The sequence below is a fragment of the Pseudooceanicola nanhaiensis genome, assembly GCF_020171315.1.
GTDB lineage: Bacteria > Pseudomonadota > Alphaproteobacteria > Rhodobacterales > Rhodobacteraceae > Pseudooceanicola > Pseudooceanicola nanhaiensis_A.
This window is the reverse complement of the sequence record NZ_JAIUZP010000011.1, coordinates 98753-121966: the sequence shown is the minus strand read 5'-3', so window position 1 is coordinate 121966 and position 23214 is coordinate 98753. Positions and strand designations below refer to the sequence as shown.

At 66.3% G+C, this 23214-nt stretch carries 20 protein-coding genes; 6 read left to right on the top strand and 14 right to left on the bottom strand.

The annotated features are described in order from the left end of the window. From LCM32_RS18075 to LCM32_RS18040, 8 genes are all read right to left on the bottom strand, one after another. Complete coding sequence (locus LCM32_RS18075) at window positions 1-1644, bottom strand: dipeptide ABC transporter ATP-binding protein (protein ID WP_224822496.1); 1644 nt, start codon at window positions 1642-1644, stop codon at window positions 1-3. Window positions 1645-1664: 20 nt separating this feature from the next. After that, window positions 1665-2582, bottom strand: coding sequence for an ABC transporter permease (locus LCM32_RS18070; RefSeq protein ID WP_224822495.1), 918 nt, complete (start codon window positions 2580-2582; stop codon window positions 1665-1667). A gap of 93 nt (window positions 2583-2675) precedes the next feature. Further along, window positions 2676-3617, bottom strand: a complete 942-nt coding sequence (locus tag LCM32_RS18065) for an ABC transporter permease (protein WP_224822494.1) — start codon at window positions 3615-3617, stop codon at window positions 2676-2678. 6 nt (window positions 3618-3623) lie between these two features. Next, window positions 3624-5213 carry an ABC transporter substrate-binding protein gene (locus tag LCM32_RS18060; RefSeq protein WP_224822493.1) on the bottom strand — a complete coding sequence of 530 codons (1590 nt, stop codon included), beginning with the start codon at window positions 5211-5213 and terminating at the stop codon, window positions 3624-3626. 315 nt (window positions 5214-5528) lie between these two features. Beyond that, window positions 5529-6812 carry an ArgE/DapE family deacylase gene (locus tag LCM32_RS18055; protein WP_224822492.1) on the bottom strand — a complete coding sequence of 428 codons (1284 nt, stop codon included), beginning with the start codon at window positions 6810-6812 and terminating at the stop codon, window positions 5529-5531. A gap of 190 nt (window positions 6813-7002) precedes the next feature. Further along, entirely contained in the window at window positions 7003-8355 is a 1353-nt protein-coding gene (locus LCM32_RS18050; RefSeq protein ID WP_224822491.1) for an aspartate aminotransferase family protein, read from the bottom strand. 25 nt (window positions 8356-8380) lie between these two features. Further along, window positions 8381-9442 (bottom strand): phosphotransferase, encoded by a 1062-nt coding sequence (locus LCM32_RS18045; protein WP_224822490.1) that lies wholly within the window; start codon window positions 9440-9442, stop codon window positions 8381-8383. Window positions 9443-9523: 81 nt separating this feature from the next. After that, window positions 9524-10660 carry a M20/M25/M40 family metallo-hydrolase gene (locus tag LCM32_RS18040; protein ID WP_224822489.1) on the bottom strand — a complete coding sequence of 379 codons (1137 nt, stop codon included), beginning with the start codon at window positions 10658-10660 and terminating at the stop codon, window positions 9524-9526. A gap of 358 nt (window positions 10661-11018) precedes the next feature. On the opposite strand from LCM32_RS18040, the gene LCM32_RS18035 reads away from it, so the two are divergent. Both LCM32_RS18035 and LCM32_RS18030 read left to right on the top strand, forming a co-directional pair. After that, the gene (locus LCM32_RS18035; protein WP_224822488.1) at window positions 11019-12494 is read left to right on the top strand and encodes an amidase; all 1476 of its coding nucleotides are present in this window, start codon (window positions 11019-11021) and stop codon (window positions 12492-12494) included. Window positions 12495-12600: 106 nt separating this feature from the next. Continuing rightward, complete coding sequence (locus tag LCM32_RS18030; protein ID WP_224822487.1) at window positions 12601-12780, top strand: CTP synthetase; 180 nt, start codon at window positions 12601-12603, stop codon at window positions 12778-12780. A 3-nt stretch (window positions 12781-12783) separates the two neighbouring features. On the opposite strand, the gene LCM32_RS18025 is transcribed toward LCM32_RS18030, so the two are convergent. Next, window positions 12784-13542 (bottom strand): alpha/beta fold hydrolase, encoded by a 759-nt coding sequence (locus tag LCM32_RS18025; protein ID WP_224822486.1) that lies wholly within the window; start codon window positions 13540-13542, stop codon window positions 12784-12786. A 122-nt stretch (window positions 13543-13664) separates the two neighbouring features. Here LCM32_RS18025 and LCM32_RS18020 point away from each other — a divergent pair, with 122 nt between their 5' ends. Next, window positions 13665-14039, top strand: coding sequence for a hypothetical protein (locus tag LCM32_RS18020; protein WP_224822485.1), 375 nt, complete (start codon window positions 13665-13667; stop codon window positions 14037-14039). Here the strand turns inward: LCM32_RS18020 and LCM32_RS18015 are convergent. After that, a complete protein-coding gene (locus tag LCM32_RS18015) occupies window positions 13978-14883 on the bottom strand; it encodes a DUF817 domain-containing protein (RefSeq protein ID WP_224822484.1) in 906 nt (301 codons plus the stop codon). The genes LCM32_RS18020 and LCM32_RS18015 overlap by 62 nt on opposite strands. A gap of 35 nt (window positions 14884-14918) precedes the next feature. Continuing rightward, window positions 14919-16202, bottom strand: coding sequence for a serine hydroxymethyltransferase (gene glyA, locus LCM32_RS18010; RefSeq protein WP_224822483.1), 1284 nt, complete (start codon window positions 16200-16202; stop codon window positions 14919-14921). 174 nt (window positions 16203-16376) lie between these two features. Between glyA and LCM32_RS18005 the strand changes: the two genes are divergently transcribed. From LCM32_RS18005 to LCM32_RS17995, 3 genes are all read left to right on the top strand, one after another. Next, window positions 16377-17138, top strand: coding sequence for an NAD kinase (locus LCM32_RS18005; protein ID WP_224822482.1), 762 nt, complete (start codon window positions 16377-16379; stop codon window positions 17136-17138). Next, window positions 17135-17614 carry a GNAT family N-acetyltransferase gene (locus LCM32_RS18000; protein ID WP_224822481.1) on the top strand — a complete coding sequence of 160 codons (480 nt, stop codon included), beginning with the start codon at window positions 17135-17137 and terminating at the stop codon, window positions 17612-17614. Before LCM32_RS18005 ends, LCM32_RS18000 begins: the two co-directional genes overlap by 4 nt. Window positions 17615-17709: 95 nt before the next feature. Further along, window positions 17710-17907 (top strand): CsbD family protein, encoded by a 198-nt coding sequence (locus tag LCM32_RS17995; RefSeq protein ID WP_224822480.1) that lies wholly within the window; start codon window positions 17710-17712, stop codon window positions 17905-17907. A 510-nt stretch (window positions 17908-18417) separates the two neighbouring features. Here the strand turns inward: LCM32_RS17995 and prpE are convergent. The 3 genes from prpE to rimK form a co-directional block, all read right to left on the bottom strand. Further along, the gene (prpE, locus tag LCM32_RS17990) at window positions 18418-20328 is read right to left on the bottom strand and encodes a propionate-CoA ligase PrpE (protein ID WP_224822479.1); all 1911 of its coding nucleotides are present in this window, start codon (window positions 20326-20328) and stop codon (window positions 18418-18420) included. 199 nt (window positions 20329-20527) lie between these two features. Beyond that, entirely contained in the window at window positions 20528-21298 is a 771-nt protein-coding gene (locus LCM32_RS17985) for a DUF4239 domain-containing protein (RefSeq protein WP_224822478.1), read from the bottom strand. Between the two features lie 248 nt (window positions 21299-21546). Then, window positions 21547-22941 (bottom strand): 30S ribosomal protein S6--L-glutamate ligase, encoded by a 1395-nt coding sequence (gene rimK / locus LCM32_RS17980; protein ID WP_224822477.1) that lies wholly within the window; start codon window positions 22939-22941, stop codon window positions 21547-21549. Window positions 22942-23214 lie beyond the last annotated feature (273 nt).

The window sequence follows — 23214 nt, the reverse complement described above, 5'->3', positions numbered from 1 at the left end:
TCAGACCGCGACGGCGGCTGCGGCGGGCCGGAAGTTCTGGAAATCCCAGTCCGGGGCCGGGGCCGCGTCGATCAGGGCCCGGGTGTAGGCGTGCTGCGGGTTGGCGAGGATATCGCGTGCCGCGCCGTGTTCCACGATCTTGCCCTTCTGCATCACGACCACCGTGTTGCAGATCTGGGCCGCCACGCGCAGGTCGTGGGTGATGAAGAGGATCGACACCCCGGTGTTGTCGCGGATGTCTTCCAGCAGCTTCAGCACCTGCGCCTGCACCGTCACGTCCAGTGCCGAGACGGCCTCGTCCGCGATCAGCAGGTCAGGCTCCATCACCACGGCGCGGGCGATGGCGACCCGCTGGCGCTGCCCGCCCGAGAACTGGTGCGGATAGCGGTTCATGACCGAGGCGGGCATGTTCACCAGCTCCAGCGTCTCGCCGACGCGCTTCTTCGCCTCGGCCTCGTCCATGCCGTAGTTGATCAGCCCCTCCATCAGGGACTGGCCGATGGTGCGGCGCGGGTTGAGCGAACGGTAGGGGTCCTGGAAGATGTACTGCACCTGCTTGCGCACGTCGCGCAGGTTGTTCATCGGCACGATGTCGCGCCCGTTGACGACGACCGAGCCCTCAGTCGGATCGGTCAGCCGCATGACGCAGCGCGCCACCGTCGACTTGCCTGAGCCGCTTTCGCCGATGATGCCGGTGATCTCGCCCTTGTGGACGGTGAAGTTGATGTCCTGCGCCGCCAGCACGGTGTTGTCGGAGAGCAGGCCCTTCTTGCCGTAGCGCTTTTGCAGCGAGATCACGTCCAGCACCTTCGGCTGGGCCGCGATCGGCTCCCGGCGGGGGATCAGGCTGGGCACCGAGGAGACCAGCATCCGGGTGTAGTCCTTCTTGGGCGCGGTCAGGATCTCGTCCCGCGTGCCGGTCTCCACCAGATCGCCGCGGTTCATCACCACGATGCGGTCGGCGATCTCGGACACGACGCCGAAGTCGTGGGTCACGAAGACGACGGCGGTCTTCTCCTGCTCCTGCAATTCCTTGATGAGGTAGAGGATCTGCTTCTGCGTCGTCACGTCCAGCGCGGTGGTCGGTTCATCCGCCAGCAGCAGGCGCGGGCGCAGGATCAGCGCCATGGCGATCACGATCCGCTGCCGCTGCCCGCCGGACAGCTCGTGCGGGAAGGATTTGTAGACCCGCTCGATATCGGGCAGGTGCACCCGGTCGAGCATGGAGAGGACCTTCTTCTTGCGCTCGGCGGGGCTGTCCTTGGTGTGCAGGCGCAGCACCTCGTCGATCTGGTCGCCCACGGTCTTCACCGGGTTCAGCGCCGTCATCGGTTCCTGGAAGACCATGGCGACGGAGGCCGCGCGCAGCTCGCGCATCCGGGCGGGGGTGACCTTCAGGATGTCTTCGCCATCCAGCATGATCCGGCCGCCGGTGACCTGAAGGGCGTCCTTGGGCAGCAGGCCCATCACCGCCATCGAGGTCACCGATTTGCCGGAGCCGGATTCGCCCACGATGCAGACCGTTTCGCCTTCCTTCACGTCGAAGGAGATGTTGCGCACGATGGGTTTCTTGCCCTTGGGGCGGGTGTCTACCGTCACGTCCTCGACCGAGAGGACGACTTGGCTGTCGGGGGTGGTCGTCATAATGATGATCCTCTTCTCGGTCAGATACGTTTGGCCATGCGCGGGTCGAGACGGTCGCGCAGAACATCGCCCAGCATGTTCACGCTCAGAACGGTGAGCGAGACCATGACGCCGGGGTAGAGGATGAGTTCGGGCTTCACGAGGAAGTAGAGACGGCCATCGGCCATCATGTTGCCCCAGCTGGGCGTTTCGGGCGGAACGCCCGCGCCGAGGAAGGACAGGATCGATTCCGTCATGATCGCCGAGGCGAAGATATAGGTGCCTTGCACGATCAGCGGCGCGATCGTGTTGGGCAGCATGTGGCGGGTGATCATCTTGATCGTGGAGGTGCCGAGGACCGAGGCCGCCTCGACGTAGGGTTCGTTGCGCACGCCCATGATAACCGAGCGGACCATGCGGGCGACGCGGGGCACCTCGGGGATCGAGATGGCGATCAGCACGGTGGTCAGCGTGGCACCGGAAATGGCGACGAGGGCGATGGCCAGCAGGATGCCGGGGATTGCCATCAGGCCGTCCATGAAGCGCATGACGACGATGTCGGCCCAGCGGAAGTAGCCCGTCAGCACGCCGAAGAAGACGCCCGCCAGCAGGGCGACGATCACGGTGCCGGCCCCCACGGCGAGGGAGATGCGCGCGCCATAGACGACGCGGGAATAGAGATCGCGGCCGAAGCTGTCGGTGCCCAGCCAATGGGCGGCGGTGGAGCCCTGAAGACGCTGCGACGGGTCAAGCCGCACCGGGTCCACCGTGCCGAGGTAGGGGGCGAAGACCGCCATGAGGATGATCAGCAGCAGGACCACGGCCGAGATGCGGGCCGGCCAGGTGGAGAGAATGCCGCGGATCAGCTGTCCGAGGCCGGAGGCATTCTGCGCCTCTTCCATGTCCGGAAGGGCGAGTGTCTCCTCGGCTTTCATCGTGTTTCCGCTGTCAGTGGTCATGGTGTACGTCCGTTGCTTGCGGCTCTTGATGGGCCGCGTGTTCGTGTCCCCGTTGGACCGGCCCCCGGGGCAGGGGGCCGGCAAGCCGCCAGATCAGTAGCGGATCCGCGGATCGAACAGCCCGTAGAGCAGGTCGACCGAGAGGTTGATGAAGACGTAGATCGTCGAGAAGAGCAGGATCACGGCCTGGATGACGGTGTAATCCCGGGCCAGCACCGCCTCGAGGACGAGACGGCCGAGGCCGGGGATGTTGAACACCGACTCGGTCACCACCACGCCGGAAATCAGCATGGCGATGGAAACACCGATGATCGTGACGATCGGCACGGCCGCATTGCGCAGCGCGTGTTCGGTCATCACCCCGCGTTCCGTCTGGCCCTTGGCCCGGGCGGTGCGGATGTAATCCTCGCCCATCACCTCGATCACGTTGGTCCGCACGATGCGGGCGATCAGGGCGATATAGGGGAAGCTCAGCGCGATGGACGGAAGAACCAGCCGCGAGGCGAATTCTCCGAATCCCGCGGACAGGGGCTTGTAGCCCTGCACGGGGAACCAACCCAGCTTGCGCGCGAAGATCAGGATCATGACGTAGCCGATGATGAACACCGGCACCGAGAAGCCGACAACCGACCCGGCCATGACCAGCCGGTCCAGCCACTTGCCCTGCTGCCAGGCCGCGATGACCCCCAGCGGCAGCGCGACGGCCACCGCCAGGATGATCGTGGAGGTGCTGAGCGCCAGAGTCGGCCACAGCCGGTCCATGACAAGCTCTGTCACCGGCTTGCCGGACACGAGCGAGGTGCCGAAGTCACCCCGGCCGATGTCGCCCAGCCAGATCAGCAGCTGTTCGAGCAGCGGCCGGTTCAGCCCCATGCTCTCGCGCAGATCGGCAAGCTGTTCGGAGGTTGCGTTGGGGCCGGCGATCATGACCGCCGGGTCACCGGGCGACAGGCGCAGCACCATGAAGACGATGACCGCCACCATGAACAGCACCGGCACGGCCGAGAGGACCCGTTTGACAACGAAGCTCAGCATACTTGATCACTCGGCCTTTTCGACGTTCCAGAACACCGGCGCCTCGGCTTCGACGAGACCGGTCAGCTTGGACGAATAGGCGTTCACGTTGAAGAGTTCGCCCATCGGGACCATGACGCCGTTGTCGATGACCAGTTCGTCGATCTTCTTGGCGTATTCGATCTGCTGATCCACGTCGGCGGTCTGTGCGACCGCCATGCGGAGTTCTTCGATCTCGGGGACGTTGGGCCAGCCGAACCATGCCGAATCGCCGCCAGCCGCGACGCCGATGAAGCCGATCGGGTTGGCCACGTCGGGCAGAACGTTGGTGGTGGAGAACATGTTCCAGCCGCCATCGGCCAGCGTTGCCTTGGAGGCGCGGCGGGCAACGACCGAGGCCCAGTCCATCGAGACCATGTCGACCGTGAAGCCAGCGTCACGCAGTTGTGCCGCGATAACCGGACCCTGCGGGTTCAGCGTGGCGAGGTCGGTGGCGTGCATCAGCAGGATCGGGGTGCCGTCATAGCCCACTTCGTCGAGGATCGCCTTGGCCTTGTCGGGATGCGCATACATGATGTCATCCGCGCGGTAGTCGTAGTTGTAGATCGAGCCGCAGCCGAAGACCGCTGCACAGGCCTGCGAGTATTCCGACCCGGCACCGACCTGCGCGTCCAGCATGGGCTGCTGGCCAAGCGCGAGCAGCACGGCTTCGCGGTACTTCGGATTGTCGAAGGGCGGCAGGGTGTGGTTCATCCGCACGAGGTTCTGCGAACCCTGCTTCTTCACCTGACGGGTGCTGATGTCGGGGTTGCCCTCGATCACCGGCAGCAGGTCATGCGGGGTCTGTTCGAGGAAGTCGATCTCGCCGGACATCAGCGCGTTGAGCGAGGTCATCGGGTCGGGCATCGTGGTCCAGACCACTTCGTCGACCTTCACGACCTTGCCGCCGGCCATGCCGTCGGAGGGCTCTTCACGGGGCACGTATTCCTCGAACTTGGCGAAGGTGGCCGAGACGCCGGGACGGTAGTCCGCTTCGACGAACTTGAAGGGGCCGGAGCCGATGGTCGAGGTGATCGGCTCGCTCACGGGGGTGGCTGCGACCGAGGCGGGCATGATGAAGGGGGCGAGGCCCGAGGGCTTGGACAGGGCGATCAGCGCGATGCCGGTGGGCTCGCCGAAGGTCATGGTCCAGGTCTTGTCGTCGACAGCGACCATTTCGGTCATCAGCGAGGCCATCACCTGGCCGGTCTTGTCGACCTTGCTCCAGCGGGTGACCGAGGCGACGACGTCTGCCGCGGTGACGGGGGCGCCATCGTGGAAGGTCAGGCCGTCGCGCAGGGTGAAGGTGTAGGTCTTGCCATCCTCGGAGACTTCCCAGCTGGCCATCTGCGGCTGCGGGGTGCCGGCGCTGTCGAGGGCCAGCGGCGTGTCATAGATCATGTAACCGAAGTTACGCAGGATGTAGGCGGTGCTGATGACCGGGTCCACGGCGCGCAGCGGCGCGTGCATCACGGCGGTGATGGTCTGTGCCTGAACGGCGGCGCCGGACACGGTGCCAAGCGCAAGCGCCAGCATCGTCGGCTTCAGCAGGTTGCTGCAGAAACTTTTGGTGAGCATTTCAGTCTCCCTGACAGACTTTGAGATTATTATTCGACGATTGTCGTCAATCATCATTCCAGAGGATAGGACCGAAGTTTTTTGCGAGGCAACGATGAACCCGAGGACAGTCGGAGATTCCTGTCATATGACTGTCGTGCAAATGCAGAAATGAATAAATATAAGCAAAATCAAAGCGTTAATATGTTGCCGATTTGCCCAATTTCCGTGCATTCTGCGGTGCGGCGTAAGTTGCGCGCCTTCACCGCAGGCCCAAACGCAAAGGCCCGGCCACACGGGGTGGCCGGGGGCGCAGCGCCATGACCTGAGTGCAGGTCAGATGTCTTCGGTGCCGCACCACTCGGCGATGAAGAGCGCCATGGACTGGGTCGTCCGGCGCAGGGATTCGAGGTTCACGCATTCATCGAACCCGTGGGACAGCCTGCCCTCGGGCCCGTAATTCAGCACGGGGATCTTGTTGTAGAGCGCATAGACCCGGGCATCGATATAGGCCGGGGTGGTGAAGCTTTCGAGCGGCGTGCCGAAGGTCGCCTCGTGGGCGCGGCCCAGCGTTTCCTCTGCCTCGGAGCCGGGTTCGAGGATGAACCCCTCGGAGTTGAAGCCGTTCTGGGTGAAGGTCGGCAGGTTCTGCGCGAGGAACGGGTCCTGCTTGGCGAAGGCGAGGGCGTGATCCACGATCTCCTTCAGCTTGTCCTGTGCCTTCTGGCCCGGGTAGATCGACACACGCACCTGGAACTTGCACCACGCCGGCACGGAGGAGCCCCAGTCGCCGCCCTCGATCTTGCCGATGTTCAGGTTGATCGGGTGCTCCATATGGGCGCAGTAGGGGTGCTGATCCTTCTCGGCGTTCCACTTCTCCTCGACCTCGCGCAGGGCGCCCATCAGGCGATAGGCGCTGTCGATGGCGTTGTTGCCGGTGCCCATGACGCTGACGTGGGTCGGGAAACCGCGCACCAGCACCTCGAACCACAGAACCCCGAGCGCGCCGCGTGCCAGCGTCATGTTCGAGGGCTCGGGGATCATCGCCGCCTCGGCGGTATAGCCGCGCAGGAAGCATTGCATCGCGCCGTTGCCGGTCGATTCCTCCTCGACCACCGATTGCAGGTGGACGGTGGCCGCCGGTTGCAGGCCGATCCGCTTGAGCGCCTCCAGCGCATAGACGTTGGCCGAGGCGCCGGCCTTCATGTCGCCCGCGCCGCGGCCGTACATCCAGCCGTCGACGATCTCGGCGGCGTAGGGGTCATGTTCCCACATCTCGCGCGGGCCGATCGGCACCACGTCGAGGTGATGCTGCAGGATCAGCGACCGGCCCTTGGCCTCCTTGGGATGATGGGTCCCCACCACGATCGGGGCCTTGGAATGGGTGGCGGAGAAGGGGGCGCCGCCCTCGTGAGCGGTCAGCGCCGCCTCGTCCATGGCGAAGCGGTCCATCGTCAGGCCGCGTTCGGCGAAATCCGTGTAGATGAACTCCTGCATCGGCACTTCCTCACCACGCTGCGAGGCGAAGGAGACCAGCGTCTTGAGGTAGGCGGTCTGCTCATCGAAGCCGTCGTCCACCGATTTCAGGATCTTCTCTTTGAGGTCTGCGCTGAGGGGCATCGCGGGTCTTCCAGTCTGATGTTGCAGGTGAGGGGTGGAGAGGGCCGGGCCGGTCTGTTCCGGCGTGTTCCGATGTGTCGACAATCCAAGCCGGGTCTGCCCCGGCGTCAATGGCCCGCGCCGGGCCACTGCCGTTTTACGCGACGGCCCTTGGGGGCCCGCCACTTTGACGGGCACCGACAGGGGCGTCTCAGCCGTAGACGTGCGACAGCACCTCTTCCGAGGCGGCGAGCAGCCACGCTACATCGGCTTCCGTGAAGACCACGGGCGGGCGGATCTTCAACACGTTGGCATCGGGCCCGGTGGCCGAGATCAGCACGCGTTTTTCGCGCAGGCCGTTCACGATCCGCGTGGCGGCATCGGCATCGGGGATCTTGTTGTCCCGGTCCGTGACCAGCTCGACCCCGATGTAGAGCCCGGCGCCGCGCACGTCGCCGATGCCCTCGAAGCGTTCGGCCAGCCGGTTGAAGCCGTCCTGGATCTCCTGCCCGCGCAGGCGGGCGTTTTCCTGAAGGTTCTCCTCGCGGATCACGTCAAAGACCGCCTGCGCGGCGGCCATGGCCACGCCATTGCCACCGAAGGTGTTGAAATAGCGCGTGTCCTTGCCGAATTTCTCGACGATCTCGGGCACCAGCGCGATGCCGGCCACCGGGTAGCCGTTGCCCATGGGCTTGCCCATCGAGACGATGTCCGGGTCGATCCCGTGGCGCTGGAAGCCCCACATCGCATCGCCCGACCGGCCAAAGCCCGATTGCACCTCGTCCGCGACGAAGAGCCCGCCTGCGGCATGGACGGCATCGGCCACGGGTTTGAGCACCTCGGGCGTGGCATAGATCCCGTCGGAGGAGAACAGGCTGTCGGCGATGAAGGCGGCCAGACCGTTGCCGTTGCGCTTGAGGTGCCATGCCTGTTCCGCGACCTCTTCGGCCATCCGCTGGCCCAGCGTCGCCGGGTCCTCGCGGTAGCTGTCGGGCGCGGAGACGGTGCGCACCCACGCCCCCAGCGGCGAGGAGGTGCCGAGCGAGGCAGAGAAGCCCGCCGTCAGGTCGGAATTCCCGTGGTAGGCCTCGCGGGTGATGATGATCCCCTGATGGCCGGTGTAATGCTTGGCGATCCGCATGGCGAGGTCATTGGCCTCGGAGCCGGTGCAGGTGAACATCATGTGCCCGCCCGCCGCGATCCGCCCGCCGAAGGTCGGCAGCATTGCCTCGGCGTAATCGAGGATGCCTTCCTGGATATAGCGCGTGTGGGTGCAGAGGGTGGACATCTGCTTGTGCACGGCCTCCACCACCTTGGGGTGGCAATGCCCGACGGAGACCACGTTGTTGTAGGCGTCGAGGTATTCGCGCCCCTCGCTGTCGAAGAGCCTTGTGCCGCGGCCTTCGCGCACCTCCACCGGGTCCTGATAGAACAGGCGGTAGGCGGGGCCCAGCAGGCGGGTGCGCCGTTCAATGGCAGCCCGGCGCAGCGGGTCGAGATGGTAGAGGCTGTTCGGGTCGAAGGCGTTCACCATCTTGCCGCGGGTGGAGATCGAAGAGGTCATCGGGGGGGCCTTTCGGATGGGCTGCTCAGGCCAGCAGCGCAGAGATGTCGTCGGGATCGCGGGCGAGGAACCAGTTGAGCTGGGCCCAGCCCTGTTCCGTGTTGCGTAGGATGTAGGTTTCGTTGTCGGGGAATTCGCGCGCGCGCCACAGGGTGATCAGCGCGCGGGCAATGACCCGGCCCATGACGAGGTGGGGCAGCAGGGCGCGTTCCTCATCGGTCAGGGGGGCGACCTCCAGATACCCCTGCAGCACCGCCTTGGGCGCGGCCAGCAGATCCTCCACTGGGTTCTCGGCGGCGTCGCGGGGCAGTTGGTTCAGCAGCGCGGTGGAGATGTCGATGGCAATCGCCGTCTCCACCGTGTCGCCGAAGTCGATGATCCCCACGAGGTTCGCGGGGCCGGAGCGGTCGACCAGCAGGTTGGAGCGGCTGAAATCGTTGTGCACCACCTGCCGGGGCAGGGCGTCGATCCGCGGAAAGAGGTCCATGTAGCGGGCGTATCCGGCCTCCAGCATGGCCTTCTGGCCCGGGTCCTTCACATCCGCCAGCAGCGTGCCGAGGCCGGGCAGCTGCCGCACGTCCCATGCCACGACCCGTTGCGCACCGGGATGCGAAAACCCGGCCATCGCCAGCCGCAGCCGCGCGCACATGCGCCCGATCACCGGCAGTTCCGCCGCCAGCGGCTCCGTCGTGTCGAGGAGCGTCCCGTCGAGGAAGCTCATCAGCCGCACCCGTCGCGCAGCACCCGTCCGGTCGAGGATGATCGGCTGATCGTTCCCGTCGCGGTCCGCGAAGATGCGCGGCACCGGCAGGCCGGGGTCGGTCCGCTCGATATGGCGCAGCACCTTGATCTGGAGGTCCAGTTCCTCGGCGCTCTCGCCCGGGTTGGCGATTTTCAGGACATAGGCGCCCGAAGGCGTGCGCAGCCGGAAGGTATCGTCCTTCTCGGTCGCAAAGCGTTTCAGATCGCCCTCCAGCCCATAGAGGTCGCGGGCGACCTCGGCGGCCTCCTCGGCGGTCATCGGCGTGAAGGGGGTGGACAGTGCGCCAATGTCGATCTCGGCACCCTGCATCTGGGTCGGTGTCATTCGGCCTCCGGGAGGTCTTGTCGGGCGGCCCGGTCCGGGCCGCCGGTCTGCGCGTGGGCTCAGGGGTGGGCTCAGGGGGGCTCAGCCTTCGAGCGTCATGAAGAGCCCGGCCAGCAGGCGGGTGCGGGGCACGATGCTGGCGATGTCGATATGCTCCTCCAGCGTGTGCAGGCCCGCGCCGGAGACGCCGAGGGAGCAGAGCGAGGGAATGCGCAGCGCGCCCGAGAAGTTCGCATCCGACCCGCCGCCGGAGGAGACATAGGGCAGCTCCATCCCGATCTCGGCGGCCAGCCCCTTGGCGATCTCGTAGAGCGCCATTGTCTCGGGCTGCTCGTTCTCCCACACGGGGCGCACGACGGTGGTCTTCACGGTGAACTCCACCCCGTTGCGGGTGCCCGCAAGCGCCAGCATCGCGGCCTCGCCCGCATCGAGGTCTTCCTGCTTCTTCGCCATGGACAGCACCTGCGCCCGGGCAAAGCTGGGCACGCAGTTCACCCATTGGCCCGAGGTCACGTCATTGCAGGAGAAGGTGCAATCCTCGGTGGTCATGGCCTCGATCTCGATGATCCGGTGCGCCAGTTCGCGCACCGCCGAGATGCCGCCCTTCACGTTGGCGCCCGCATGGCTGGGCTTGCCGGAGCAGGTGATCTCGAACCGGGCGATCGCATAGCGGCCGGTGGTGACGGCGTTGTTCAGATGCGCGGGCTCGGGGCAGAGGAAATACTTGTTCTTCAGCGCCTCGCCCTCGATCAGTTCCCGCGTGGCGGGCGAGCCGATCTCTTCGTCGGGGGTGAAGAGGAAAGTGACGGGCAGGGGCGTTTCCAGCCCGGCGCGGGCGATCTGGCGCATCGCCTCCAGCGCGATGTAATTGCCGGATTTCATGTCCTGAATGCCGGGGCCATAGGCCTTGTCGCCCTCCACCCGGAACGGGTTCTTGGCCAGCGTGCCGATGGGGTGCACCGTGTCCATGTGGCCGGAGACGAGGATGCCGGGCTTGCCCAGATCCTTGTGGGGCATCTTCGCGCGCACCGAGGGGCCACAGCCCATGCGGCCCGGGATGATCTCGACCGAGGCGCCGATGGCGGCGCATTCGAAGGCCACGAGGTCCATCATCCGGGCCAGCGCCGCGGGATCGTAGGTGGGGCTCTCGCATTCGATCCAGGGCTTCAGCCCGGCGACGATCTGCTGCGCATCGAAGGGAAGATCGGGAAGGGTCATCGGGCGTCTCCGTGTGCGGATGGTGCGGTCCGGGGCAGGATCGCCGGGACCGGGCATTCGGGCGATGCGGCCATCGGACAAGCGTCGGGCTGGCCCGCATCTCCGTCAAAAAGACGGCACTTTGACAATTGTCGTCAATCCTCAATCTGCGCATTCGCGCCGCGCCACATCGTCGAGTCCCGGCTGGCGAAGCGATTGCCCTGCGATTAGGCAGAGCCTGCGGGGCTGCGAAAATCCCGGTGAAGAGCGAATTGACCATTGTCGACAATCGGCCTAGCGTTCACGGGACACCGCCCTCGCAGGCCGCGGCAAGCGCCTGATTTCACGAGATAAGCCTCTGTATCATAAAGGATAATTCATGACGCTGACGATGAGCTGGGAAGAGTGGTTCAGCCACGATGGCATCGGTCTAGCCCAGAAGGTGAAGGCCGGCGAGGTCTCGGCGGAGGAGCTGGCGGCGCAGGTCGCGGCGGGAATCAGCGGCGTCAACGAAGCGATCTGCGGCGTGGTCGAGGTCTTCGACGACGCGGTGGCCGATGCCACCGTCAACGGCGCGGACCCGGAGGGCGTCTTTGCCGGGCTGCCCTTCCTGCTGAAGGATCTTGGCCCCACGCTGGGCGGACGGCTTCAGGAACAGGGCTCCTTCTTCATGCAGGGCAACCGGCCGGCCAGCGACAGTTTCCTCGTCACCAAGATGAAGGCCGCGGGGCTCAACATCATCGGGCGCACCACGACGCCGGAATTCGGATGCTGCTCTTCGGCCGAGAACCCGGCGATGTATGTCACCCGCAACCCGTGGGACACGGATTTCACCAGCTGCGGTTCCTCCGCCGGTTCTGCCGTCATGGTGGGCGCGGGCGTGCTGCCGATTGCGCACGGCACGGACGGGGGCGGCTCGATCCGCATCCCGGCGGGCACCTGCGGCGCGATCGGGCTGAAATCCTCGCGCGGGACCTTCTCGATCTCGCCCTATTCCTCGGATTTCGCCTCCGTCGTTTCGACCCAGGGCTGCATCAGCCGCTCGGTCCGCGACACCGCGGCCTTCGTCGATACCTGCCGGGGCGGCGCGCCGGGCGAGTTCATGCCCTACTGGCACCCCGACACGCCCTTCCTGACACTGGTGGAGAGCGACCCCAAGCCGCTGCGCATCGCCGTCTCGCACGAATGGGGGCCCTACAGCGCCACGCCCCATATCGCGGCGGAGTTGGAGCGCGTCGCGGCCTTCCTCGCCACGCTGGGCCACCACGTGGAATGGGTCACGCCCAAGGTCGACTTCGAAAAGGCCTATGCCGCGCAGACCACCTGCTACATCACCAACTTTGCCCAGACGGTGAACCGGATGCTGCGGGCCCGTGGCCTCGACTCGCCGCCCGCCGACCTGATCGAGCCGATGAACATCCGCATCTGGGAGCAGGGCATCAACGCAGGCTACACCGAACGCGCCGACATGGAGCTGGCCTTCAACGAGACCTCGCGCGCCTTCGGGGCCTTCTACGAGGACTGGGACATCATCCTGACGCCCACCACGGCCCGCGAGACGCCCCCCATCGGCACCACCGAATACCTGACCATCACCGAGAACCCCTCGGCGCTGGACTGGTTCGGCAACCTCTGGGGTTTCTTCGCCTATACGCCGCTGAACAACCTCTGCGGCACGCCCGGCCTGTCGATGCCGCTGGCGAAACACGCCAATGGCTTGCCGCTCGGCATTCAGGCGCAGGCGGCACAGGGCAACGACGGGCTGCTGCTGCAACTGGCGGCGCAGGTCGAACGCGCCATCGAGGGCAAGTGGTGCATGGGCGACCGGCCTGCGGTGCATGTGACCAACCTCTGAAACATGCAGCCCGGCGTCCCCAGCGGCGCCGGGCTGACACAGATCAAGGAAGTCGCATTCTGGAATCGCTATGTGTCTGGGGACCCTGTGACAGGAGACCCTGACGATGATGCGCCTTGCCTCGATCCTCTTCTCTCTCATCTCGACCACGCTGGCCGGGACGGCGGTGATTGCCGTCCTCGTGGCGGGCTATGACACGCTGGTGCCGATCCTCGCCGCCGCCGCGACCGGCTTCGTGCTGGCACTGCCGGTGTCGTGGTTCGTCGCGAAGAAGATGGTGGAGTAGGGCTCAGGCCCGCAGGAAGGCGCCCACGGTCTGCTCGAACTCGCGCGGTTTCTCGGCGTGGAGCCAATGGCCCGCGCCGGGGATCTTGGCGAAGCGCGCCTTGGGGAAGAGCGCCTTGATCCGGTCCCGGTACTCGGGCTTCACGTAGGAGCTGTTGGCCCCTGACAGGAAGAGCGTCGGCCCGCCGAAGGGGCTGCCCACCTCGGGGAAGCCGATGATCTTGGGCATCTCGCGTTCCAGCACGTCGAGGTTCAACCGCCAGCGTTTCTCGGGCACGTCGAGCGACTGCGTGAAGAACGAGGGCAGGGTGGCGTCGTCCAGCACCTCGGCCAGTTGCGCCATCGCGTCCGAGCGCCGCTCGACCTTCGACAGGTCGACCGAGCGCATGGCGTCGATGTTCTGGTTCTGGTCGTGGCTGTAGGCCACGGGCGCCACATCCGCGATCACCAGCCGGTTCACCAGTTCGGGCCGCGTCAGGGCCAGCACCATGGCGGCCTTGCCGCCCATGGAATGGCCCAGCACGTCGGCGCGGCCCGGGCCCTGTTCGATCACCTCGGCGATGTCGGCGGCCATGTGTTCGTAGTCATGGGCGTCGAACCACGGCGAATACCCGTGGTTGCGCTGGTCCACGGCGATCACCTGCCGGTCTTCCGACAGGCGCTTGGCGATCACGCCCCAGTTCCGGCCAGAGCCGAAGAGGCCGTGAACGATGACGAGGGTGGGGTTCTCGGTGGGCTCACCGTGGAGGATCGTGTTCAGCATGCCCCTGCATAGCGCAGCGCCCGGCCCGCCGCCAGAGGGGCCGATGCGCCTGCATGGGTCGGCAGGGGGCCTTGTGGCGGCTGCGCGGCGGGTCTAACCTGAGCCCGCAGAAGGAGCGACAAGTGATTGACACCAATGCGTTTCACACCCGCAAGGCGCGTGTGCTGAAGCTGTTTCACACGCAATTGTCGGTGCAGGCGGAGGAGCTGTCCCCCGCGCTGCGCAAGGCGGGGCGCCGCCTGCCGCGCTATGCCCGCAAGGCAGGGGCGGAACTTGTCGCGGCCGAGGGTCTGATGGGCAATCCCAAGCTGGCGGTGCAGATCGACCCGGCGGGTGTGGACAAGGCCTTTGGCCGGCTCACCCGTGCACTGGAGACGATCGACCCCAAGGACCGCCGCATTGGCATGATCCTCGAGGTGCTCGGCTCCGTCGCGTTCAATCTGCTGCTGTTCCTGGCGATCTGTCTTGTCGTGGCCCGCTGGCGCGGCTGGCTTTGACCAGCGGTTCGCGCAGCAGCATGTCGCGGTAGACCAGCGTCACCGTCACGAAGGCCACGTAGATCAGCAGGTACCACGATCCCATCGTGCCCAGCCGGACCCGATCCCACGGGCTCTGGCCGTGGTAGAGCCATGTGCCGGTGAAGGTGCCGATGTTCTCGGCGATCCAGAGGCCGAAGGCCGTGGCCAGCGCCGCCAGCGGCAGGCGGATCGTCACCTCGCCCGAGCCCCCCAGCCGCATGTGCACCCTTGTGCGCCAGAAGAGCAGCACCGTGCCCGCGAAGAGCACGACCCGCGCGTCGGGCAGGAAGTGGTGGCTGTAGAAGTTCACGTAGATCGCGGTGGCCAGCAGGACCGTGGTCCAGAACGGCGGGTAGGGGGCAAAGCGGATGTCGAAGAGCCGGATCGCCCGCGCCATGTAGCTGCCGACAGAGGCATACATGAACCCGGTGAAGAGCGGCACCATTCCGATCTTGAGATAGCCCGCCTCCGGATAGGCCCATGAGCCTGCGCTTGTCTTGAAAAGCTCCATCACCGTGCCGGTGATGTGGAAGATCAGGATGACCAGCGCCTCGTGCTTGGACTCGAGCTTGAGCGCCAGCATCAGCCCCTGCATGGCCACCGCAAAGACCACCAGCGCGTCATAGCGCCAGATCGGCCAGTCGGCCTGCCAGATCGCCTTGGAGAGGATGATCGCCGCGAGGATCGACAGGCCGAAGAGACAAGCCCAGAGCTGCTTCACGACGAAAAGAACCCAGACCCCGAGGGATCCGGGCAGGCGGGCCGAAAGCCATGCTTCGGCCCGTGCTTCGATGGGAAGATCCCGTGCCAGGTCAGAGGCCATGTCAGGGGGCGGGGGCCGGAGCCCCCGCCTGCACCTTACATTTCGGGGTAGAGCGGGAAGCGGGCGCAGAGCGCTGCGACTTCGCCGCGGACCTTGGCCTCGACCTCGTCGTTGCCCTCTTCACCGTTGGCCGCAAGGCCATCGACCACTTCGACGATCCAGTCCGCGATCTGGCGGAACTCATCCTCGCCGAAGCCGCGGGTGGTGCCGGCCGGGGCGCCCAGACGGATGCCGGAGGTCACGAAGGGCTTCTCGGGGTCGAAGGGCACACCGTTCTTGTTGCAGGTGATGTGCGCACGGCCCAGGGCGGCCTCTGCGGCCTTGCCGGTCACGCCCTTGGGACGCAGGTCGGCGAGGCAGAGGTGGTTGTCGGTGCCGCCGGAGACGACGTTGATCCCGCCCTTCATCAGCTGGTCTGCCATGGCCTTCGCGTTGGCGACGACCTGAACCGCGTAGTCCTGGAACTCGGGCTTGAGCGCTTCACCGAAGGCCACGGCCTTGGCGGCGATGACATGCATCAGCGGGCCGCCCTGCAGGCCGGGGAACACGGCCGAGTTGATCTTCTTGGCGATGTCCGCGTCGTTGCACAGGATCATGCCGCCACGGGGGCCGCGCAGCGACTTGTGGGTGGTGGTGGTCACGACATGGGCGTGGGGGATCGGCGAGGGGTGCACGCCGCCGGCCACGAGGCCCGCGATGTGGGCCATGTCGACCATCAGGTAGGCGCCCACTTCATCGGCGATGGCGCGGAACTCGGCCCAGTCCCAGATCCGGGAGTAGGCGGTGCCGCCGGCGACGATCAGCTTGGGCTTGTGCTCGCGCGCGCTCTCGCGGATCGCGTCCATGTCGAGCATCTCGTCCTGCTGGCGCACGCCGTAGGAGACGACGTTGAACCACTTGCCCGACATGTTGACCGGCGAGCCGTGGGTCAGGTGACCACCCGAGTTCAGGTCGAGGCCCATGAAGGTGTCGCCCGGCTGCAGCAGCGCGAGGAAGACAGCCTGGTTCATCTGGCTGCCGGAGTTCGGCTGCACGTTTGCGAACTTGCAGTTGAACAGCTCTTTCGCGCGCTCGATGGCCAGGGTTTCGGCCACGTCGACGTACTGGCAACCACCGTAGTAGCGCTTGCCCGGGTAGCCTTCGGCGTATTTGTTGGTCAGGACCGAGCCCTGCGCTTCCAGAACGGCGGCGGAAACGATGTTTTCCGAGGCGATCAGCTCGATCTCGTCCCGCTGGCGACCCAGCTCGTCGCGGATGGCGCCGAAGATCTCGGGATCGCGCTCTTCGAGCGGGGTGGTGAAGAAGCCTGCGTCTTTCATGTCTGCATCTCCGAATGGCAGTCGGGGCGTTAAGATGGGCGCGGTTTACAGAAAAGCGGTCGCCACGGAAAGGGGCGAAAACGGCACAGCGCACCCGCAAAGCGGCCATGACTGGTCATTCGGGGCGTCCTGTGCTTCTAAATGACGGAAAGACCAGAAGAAGAGTGGGACGGGATGAGCCTGAAGATCGCCTTCGCCGCCAGCCGCGGGCCGCTTGCGCGCTCGGCGCGTACTGCGCTGGTGGCGCGCTACGGGGACGTGCCCGAATCCGAGGCCGACGTGATCGTGGCCCTTGGCGGCGACGGTTTCATGCTGGCCACGCTGCACCGGACCCAGTCGCTGGGGGCGCCGGTCTATGGCATGAACCGGGGCACCGTCGGCTTCCTGATGAACGCCTATCACGAGGACGGGCTGATCGACCGGCTGGGCCGCGCCGAGGAGGCGCTGGTGAACCCGCTCGCCATGACCGCGACGCGCGCCGACGGCAAGGAGCACCGGGCGCTGGCGATCAACGAGGTCTCGCTGCTGCGGCAGGGGCCGCAGGCGGCCAAGCTTCGCATCCACGTGGATGGAAAGATGCGGATGGAAGAGCTGGTCTGCGACGGGGCGCTGCTCTCCACCCCCGCGGGCTCCACCGCCTACAATTATTCCGCCCACGGGCCGATCCTGCCGATCGGCTCGGATGTGCTGGCCCTGACGGCGATCGCGCCGTTCCGGCCCCGCCGCTGGCGCGGGGCACTGCTGCCCAAGCGGGCCCATGTCACCTTCGAGGTGCTGGAGCACGAGAAGCGCCCGGTCATGGCCGATGCCGACAGCCGCTCGGTCCGCAACGTGGTGCGGGTCGAGATCCATTCCGACCCGACGGTCACCCACCGCATCCTCTTCGATCCCGGTCACGGGCTGGAGGAGCGCCTGATCAGCGAGCAGTTCCTGTGAGTGTCACCCTGAGAGAGCTGGCCCCCGGCGACATGGGCTGGGTCATCGACCGCCAGTCCGCGATCTATGCCGCGGAATATGGCTGGAACGGCGAATACGAGGCGCTGGTCCTGCGCATCCTCGCGGATTTCGCCGAGACGCTGGACCCTGCGCGCGAGCGCGGCTGGATCGCCGAGGTGGAGGGGCAGCGCGCGGGCGCGGTCTTCTGCATGGCCGGGGCCGAGGGCGTGGCCAAACTGCGCCTGCTGCACGTGGAGAGCTTTGCCCGCGGCAAAGGCGTGGGCAGTGCGCTGGTGGAGGCCTGCATCGCCTTCGCGAAGGCGGCGGGCTACCGCGAAATGGAGCTCTGGACGCAGGACTGCCTGACCGGCGCACGGCGCATCTACGGCGCCCGCGGGTTCGAGCTGCAGGAGGTGGCGCCGCATCATTCCTTCGGCGTGGACCTCATCGGCGAGATGTGGCGCCGTCCGCTCTGAACGCCACTTTTACGGGAACCGGGGCAGGGGCTTCGCGGTTGTTCACACGAGCCGGCAAAGAGGCTGGCAGAGCAATCGAAGAAGGAGACCCTGTGATGAATTGGGACCGTATCGAAGGCAACTGGAAGCAACTCAAAGGCAACGCTCTGGAGAACTGGGGCAAGCTGACGAATGACGACATGGACGTGGTGAACGGCAAGCGCGAGCAGCTCGTCGGCAAGCTGCAGGAACGCTATGGCATCGCCAAGGACGAGGCGGAACGCCAGGTGGACGATTTCGCCGGGCGCTACTGAGCGACGGTGACGGATTGGGAACAGGGCGGCCAGCGGGCCGCCCTTTCCTTTTGGGGGAGGGGGCTTTGTTGCGGCACAGTTCGCGTCATTGTGTTCCAGCGCTGCGCCAGAGGATTTCACGCAGGCCCCCACTCTCCATCGGGCAAAACTGCCCTCTCGCACTGTCCCGCCCGGCCGATAGGCCGGGCAGCGCCGACCCGCCCCCCGTCGCCATTGGTGCTCGAACCAATGGCGCACCAATGGCGACCGGCGCTATTGCGCCTCCCCGCGGGACGGCGCTGCCCTAATCGCAATCCGGATAGTGGGAGGCTGTCTGCAGGGGAGGGCATTTTCGCGAAGAGACCAATTCGAGCCGAGAGGCGGCCTCGCGGCCTTGCCCCCGCCAAAACAGCCTTGCTCCCCCGAAAACGAAACAGGGCAAACGAAACAGGGCGCCCGATCCAGCCGGACGCCCCTCAATTTCCTCGCGCGACCCGTCAGTCGACTGCCGGGTCCCACTCAAGCCTCGCCTCAGGCGTGCGCCGGTTCGCCCCCGGCATAGCCCAGCGTCCGCAGTGCCTCGCGGATTTCATCCAGGATCGCCGGATCGTCGATCGTGGCGGGGATCTTGAACTCCGCGCCATCCGCGATCTTGACCATCGTCGCCCGCAGGATCTTGCCCGAGCGCGTCTTGGGTAGGCGGTCCACCACCACGGCCAGCTTGAAGGCGGCCACCGGGCCGATCTGATCGCGCACCAGCTTGACCACTTCCTTCACCACGTCGCCGTGGGGCTTGTTGCAGCCCGCGTTCAGACACAGGAAGCCGAGCGGCATCTGCCCCTTCAGCGTATCCGCCACGCCGATCACCGCGCATTCCGCCACATCAGGATGGGAGGCCAGAACCTCCTCCATCGCGCCGGTGGAGAGCCGGTGGCCCGCCACGTTGATCACGTCATCGGTGCGCGCCATGATGTAGAGGTAGCCGTCCTCGTCGATCATCCCGGCGTCCCCGGTCTCGTAGTAGCCCGGGAAATGCTCCAGATAACTCTTCTTGAACCGCGCCTCGGCGTTCCAGAGCGTCGGCAGCGTGCCCGGCGGCAGCGGCAGCTTGATGGCGATGGCGCCCAGTTGACCGGGGGCGACCGGATGCCCGGCCTCGTCCAGCACCTGCACATCGTAGCCCGGCATCGGCACGGACGGGGAGCCCACCTTCACCGGCAGCGGCTCGATCCCCATGGGGTTGGCCGCGATGGCCCAGCCGGTCTCGGTCTGCCACCAGTGGTCGATCACCGGCACGCCCAGCTGGTCCTGCGCCCAGAGGATCGTGTCCGGGTCCGCCCGTTCCCCTGCGAGGTAGACCTGCTTGAGGCAGGAGAGGTCGTATTTCTTGACGAACTCGCCCTTCGGGTCCTCGCGCTTCACCGCGCGGAAGGCGGTGGGGGCGGTGAAGAAGCTCTTTACCTTGTAGTCCGAGATGATGCGCCAGAAGGTGCCCGCATCGGGCGTGCCGATGGGCTTGCCCTCGAAGACGATGGTGGAACAGCCCGCCAGCAGCGGCCCGTAGCAGATGTAGCTGTGCCCCACGACCCAGCCCACGTCCGATGCGGCCCAGAAGCTGTCGCCCTGATCCACATTGTAGATGTTCTTCATCGTCCAGTTCAGCGCCACGATATGGCCCGCCGTGTGGCGTACCACGCCCTTGGGCTGGCCGGTCGTGCCGGAGGTATAGAGGATATAGGCCGGGTGGTTGCCCTCGACGGGCACGCACTCGGCGGGCTCCACCCCGTACTGGAACGAGTGCCAGCCGTAGTCGCGGCCTTCCACGATCTCGGCCACTTCCTGTTCGCGCTGGAAGATCACGCAGAAATCGGGCTGGTGGGTGGATTGCTCCAGCGCGCCGTCCAGCAGGGGCTTGTAGTGGACCACGCGGCCCGGCTCGATCCCGCAGGAGGCGGCAATGATGCACTTGGGCTTGGCATCGTCGATCCGCACCGCCAGCTCATGAGCGGCAAAGCCCCCGAAGACGACCGAGTGCACGGCGCCCAGACGGGCACAGGCCAGCATCGCCTCCAGCGCTTCGGGGACCATGGGCATGTAGATGATGACGCGGTCGCCCTTGCCGATGCCCTTGGCACGAAGGGCGCCGGCCAGCGTGGCAACGCGGTTCCGCAGGGCGGAATAGGTGATCTTCTGGGTGACGCCGGTCACCGGGCTGTCGTGGATGATGGCAACCTGCGGGCCGCGGCCGGCTTCGACGTGGCGGTCCACGGCGTTGTAGCAGGCATTCACCATCCCGTCCGAGAACCACTCGTAAAGCGGCGCACCCTCGTCGAAGAGCGCCTTGCTCGGCTTCTGGTACCAGCTGATCCCCTCGGCGGCCTCCATCCAGAATTTCTCCGGGTCGGCCTTCCAGCTGTCATAGACGTCAGCGTAGGTCGTCATCGCGGTCCTCCTCCATCCCACGTGAACACGAAACACTCTATCACACCTTGTTAGGCGCGGGGTTTCGCACCGCGCAAGTGGCCAGACTGCGCCCTTCTGCCGCCCTTCGGCGCTAACATCGAGATTTGTGCAGGGTGTTTACAGGTCTGAAAAGGCACGGTTAATAAATTTACCGACTTTGAGGCCCCCGCGCGCTCCCTCACGATGGGGCGGGCTGTCCGATCTCGGTCTCCAGAAGCCGGGTGAAGGGGGCGGGATCCAGTGCGCCCGGCCCGCCGAAGGGATCGGAGAAGGCAAAGATCACGTACATCACGAATCCGGTGAACCCGCCATAGATGCTCAGCAGCACGAGGTGCAGCCGACTGGGGGCAAAGATGAAATAGGGGATCGTCACCAGCACCACGCCCGCAAGCGCCGCGAACCAGAACAGCGGGCTGATCCCATGCAGCGCCGTGGCCTCGCGTTCCTGACGCAGGGCGGCCATGGTCTGGACCTTGTGCAGCATGTGATCGCGCAGGGCCGCATGGCGCGGCGTGTCGGGCGGCAGGTCCAGCAGGCGGCCATAGATGTCGTCCCAGATCCGCCAGCCCTCGCCGGTGAGGCGCTGCGTCTCGCTGAGCGAGGCCCATTCCGGCCCGCTCACCACCCGCAGGTAGTCCGACAGTGCGGTCTGTACTGGGGCCATCTCCTCCCCGCCATAGCGGCGCACGTCATTGTAGATGTCGGCCACCGCGGTGGCCTCCTGCAGGACGACGCGCTGCAACTCGTTGTAGTCCAGCAGTTCCTGCGCAAAGACAAGGGCGAGGATCAGCCCGTGCAGGGCCGAGACCCGGAAGATCACCGAGGAGGCGAGGGCCTCCGTGTCGCTGCCGAAGGTCTTGCCCACCAGCGCCCGCGTCGCGAAATAGACGCTCCAGGCGATGAGGATGGTGCCCGCCACGAAGAGCAGGGCAATGCCGATTGCCGCCATCTGTCACCTTCTCGAAATGCGGGGCGGCGCATGCGCCCCTTGTCTTGCAAATGCGGGGCAGGGGCCCCGGCCCTGAAACGGGGCCGCGGTGATGATGGGCTGACGCCCGCTGCGCTGTAAATATCTATCTTGTGTAATGCGTTCCGGCGTCGGGTGGGGACCTCATCCGCGCAGGGGCGGGCGCGAAAGCAAACACCCGCCGGGGCGCGGCGGGTGTCCTGTCCGATGATTGGGGCGATGTCTGGGACTCAGCCCTTGCGCGGCGCTGTCCGGCTGCGGCGCGGGGCCTTGGGCGCCACCTTGCCCTCGATATGCTGGATGATCAGCCCGGCGATGTCCTTCTTCGAAACGGCCTCGATCCCCTCCAGCCCGGGGGAGGAGTTCACCTCCAGCACCTTCGGCCCGTCCTGCCCGCGCAGAAGGTCCACGCCGGCCGCGTCCAGTTTCATGGCCCGCGCCGCGCGCTGTGCCGTGTCGCGCTCTTCCTTGCTGATGCGCACGTATTCCGCCGTCCCGCCCTGGTGCAGGTTCGAACGGAATTCGTCCGGCTGGCCCCGGCGGCGCATGGCGGCCACGACCTTGCCGCCCACCACGAGGCAGCGGATGTCCTCGCCCGCGGCTTCCTTGACGAAGTTCTGGACAAGGAAATCCGCCTTCAGCCCCTGGAAGGCCGAGATCACGCTCTCCGCCGCCTTCTGGGTCTCGGCCAGCACGACGCCCTTGCCCTGCGTGCTCTCCAGCAGCTTCAGCACCAGCGGCGCGCCCCCGACGAGCGAGATCACGTTGCCCGAATCCTTCGGGCTGCGGGCGAAGGCGGTGGTCGGCGTGCCGATCCTGTGCCGTGCCAGCACCTGGTGGGCATGGAGCTTGTCGCGCGAGACGGTGATCCCCTCGGAGCCCGCGAGGCAATAGGTGCCCATCGATTCGAACTGCCGCACCACGGCGGTGCCGTAGTTGGTGATCGAGGCCCCGATGCGCGGGATCACCGCGTCGTAGTGGGGCAGGCGGCGCCCGTCGTAATGCACCTCGCCGCCCACGGCGTGGATGTTCATGTAGCACCGGGTGGTGTCGATCACTTCCATCGTGTGGCCGCGCGCCTCTGCCGCCTCGATCAGGCGGCGGGTGGAGTAGTTGCGCGGCTCGCGCGTCAGCACGGCCAGCCGCAGGGCGCGGCGGTGGCGCTTGTGGCGCGGCATGTCGCGGTATTCGCCGAAGGAAAGCTCCGGCTGGCAGAAGCTCTGGCTCGGCGTCACCACCATGTCCTCCGCCAGGGCAGAACGCCCGAGCAGCATCCGGTAGGCCATGGAGCCCCGGTCGGTCAGCGTCACCTCGATGGGCCAGCTGCGCCCGCCCATGGCGACCTCGGTCTCGATCACGAAGCGCAGCTCGGTCTCGCCGTTGGAGGAGGTCACCTCGCGCCGGTCCTTCAGGGGGGCGGAGCAGATGATCTCCAGCTCGGGGTCATGGGGATCGGGATGGATCGCAAAGCGCACCATGGGCTTGTCCGCCGGGCCGAAGGGCTCGATGGCGAAGGCATGCAGCGCCGAGGTCCGGGCGCCGGTGTCGACCTTGGCATGGATCGCGGGCAGGCCGAGGCCGGGCAGGGCCAGCCATTCTTCCCATCCGAGCGTGAATTGCGACATCTCGTTTCCTTTCGCGCCTCTCTGGCGGGCGCTCTTCTGCACGGCTCTATCCGGCCAGTGTGACAGGTGCACATAGGGGGGCGCGTTGCCCTGTGCAATCGGGGATTTTCCGCCCGGCTGCCCCTTGCCGAAGCGACAGCTACGACAGGGCCGCGTGGCCCGGAGGGCAACAGGAGGGCAACAGGGGGGCAACGGGGGCAGGCCATGGGACCGCCGCCGAAAGGGCTGCCGGTGCGTGCGTATCAGCGCGGCCCTCGCTGTCGCTGAGGTGCC

Excerpts from the sequence above, each read along its gene's own strand:
- LCM32_RS18075 (WP_224822496.1), bottom strand. The coding sequence starts at position 1,644 with ATGACGACCACCCCCGACAGCCAAGTCGTCCTCTCGGTCGAGGACGTG.
- LCM32_RS18070 (WP_224822495.1), bottom strand. The coding sequence starts at position 2,582 with ATGACCACTGACAGCGGAAACACGATGAAAGCCGAGGAGACACTCGCC.
- LCM32_RS18065 (WP_224822494.1), bottom strand. The coding sequence starts at position 3,617 with ATGCTGAGCTTCGTTGTCAAACGGGTCCTCTCGGCCGTGCCGGTGCTG.
- LCM32_RS18060 (WP_224822493.1), bottom strand. The coding sequence starts at position 5,213 with ATGCTCACCAAAAGTTTCTGCAGCAACCTGCTGAAGCCGACGATGCTG.
- LCM32_RS18055 (WP_224822492.1), bottom strand. The coding sequence starts at position 6,812 with ATGCCCCTCAGCGCAGACCTCAAAGAGAAGATCCTGAAATCGGTGGAC.
- LCM32_RS18050 (WP_224822491.1), bottom strand. The coding sequence starts at position 8,355 with ATGACCTCTTCGATCTCCACCCGCGGCAAGATGGTGAACGCCTTCGAC.
- LCM32_RS18045 (WP_224822490.1), bottom strand. The coding sequence starts at position 9,442 with ATGACACCGACCCAGATGCAGGGTGCCGAGATCGACATTGGCGCACTG.
- LCM32_RS18040 (WP_224822489.1), bottom strand. The coding sequence starts at position 10,660 with ATGACCCTTCCCGATCTTCCCTTCGATGCGCAGCAGATCGTCGCCGGG.
- LCM32_RS18035 (WP_224822488.1), top strand. The coding sequence starts at position 11,019 with ATGACGCTGACGATGAGCTGGGAAGAGTGGTTCAGCCACGATGGCATC.
- LCM32_RS18030 (WP_224822487.1), top strand. The coding sequence starts at position 12,601 with ATGATGCGCCTTGCCTCGATCCTCTTCTCTCTCATCTCGACCACGCTG.
- LCM32_RS18025 (WP_224822486.1), bottom strand. The coding sequence starts at position 13,542 with ATGCTGAACACGATCCTCCACGGTGAGCCCACCGAGAACCCCACCCTC.
- LCM32_RS18015 (WP_224822484.1), bottom strand. The coding sequence starts at position 14,883 with ATGGCCTCTGACCTGGCACGGGATCTTCCCATCGAAGCACGGGCCGAA.
- glyA (WP_224822483.1), bottom strand. The coding sequence starts at position 16,202 with ATGAAAGACGCAGGCTTCTTCACCACCCCGCTCGAAGAGCGCGATCCC.
- LCM32_RS18005 (WP_224822482.1), top strand. The coding sequence starts at position 16,377 with ATGAGCCTGAAGATCGCCTTCGCCGCCAGCCGCGGGCCGCTTGCGCGC.
- LCM32_RS17995 (WP_224822480.1), top strand. The coding sequence starts at position 17,710 with ATGAATTGGGACCGTATCGAAGGCAACTGGAAGCAACTCAAAGGCAAC.
- prpE (WP_224822479.1), bottom strand. The coding sequence starts at position 20,328 with ATGACGACCTACGCTGACGTCTATGACAGCTGGAAGGCCGACCCGGAG.
- LCM32_RS17985 (WP_224822478.1), bottom strand. The coding sequence starts at position 21,298 with ATGGCGGCAATCGGCATTGCCCTGCTCTTCGTGGCGGGCACCATCCTC.
- rimK (WP_224822477.1), bottom strand. The coding sequence starts at position 22,941 with ATGTCGCAATTCACGCTCGGATGGGAAGAATGGCTGGCCCTGCCCGGC.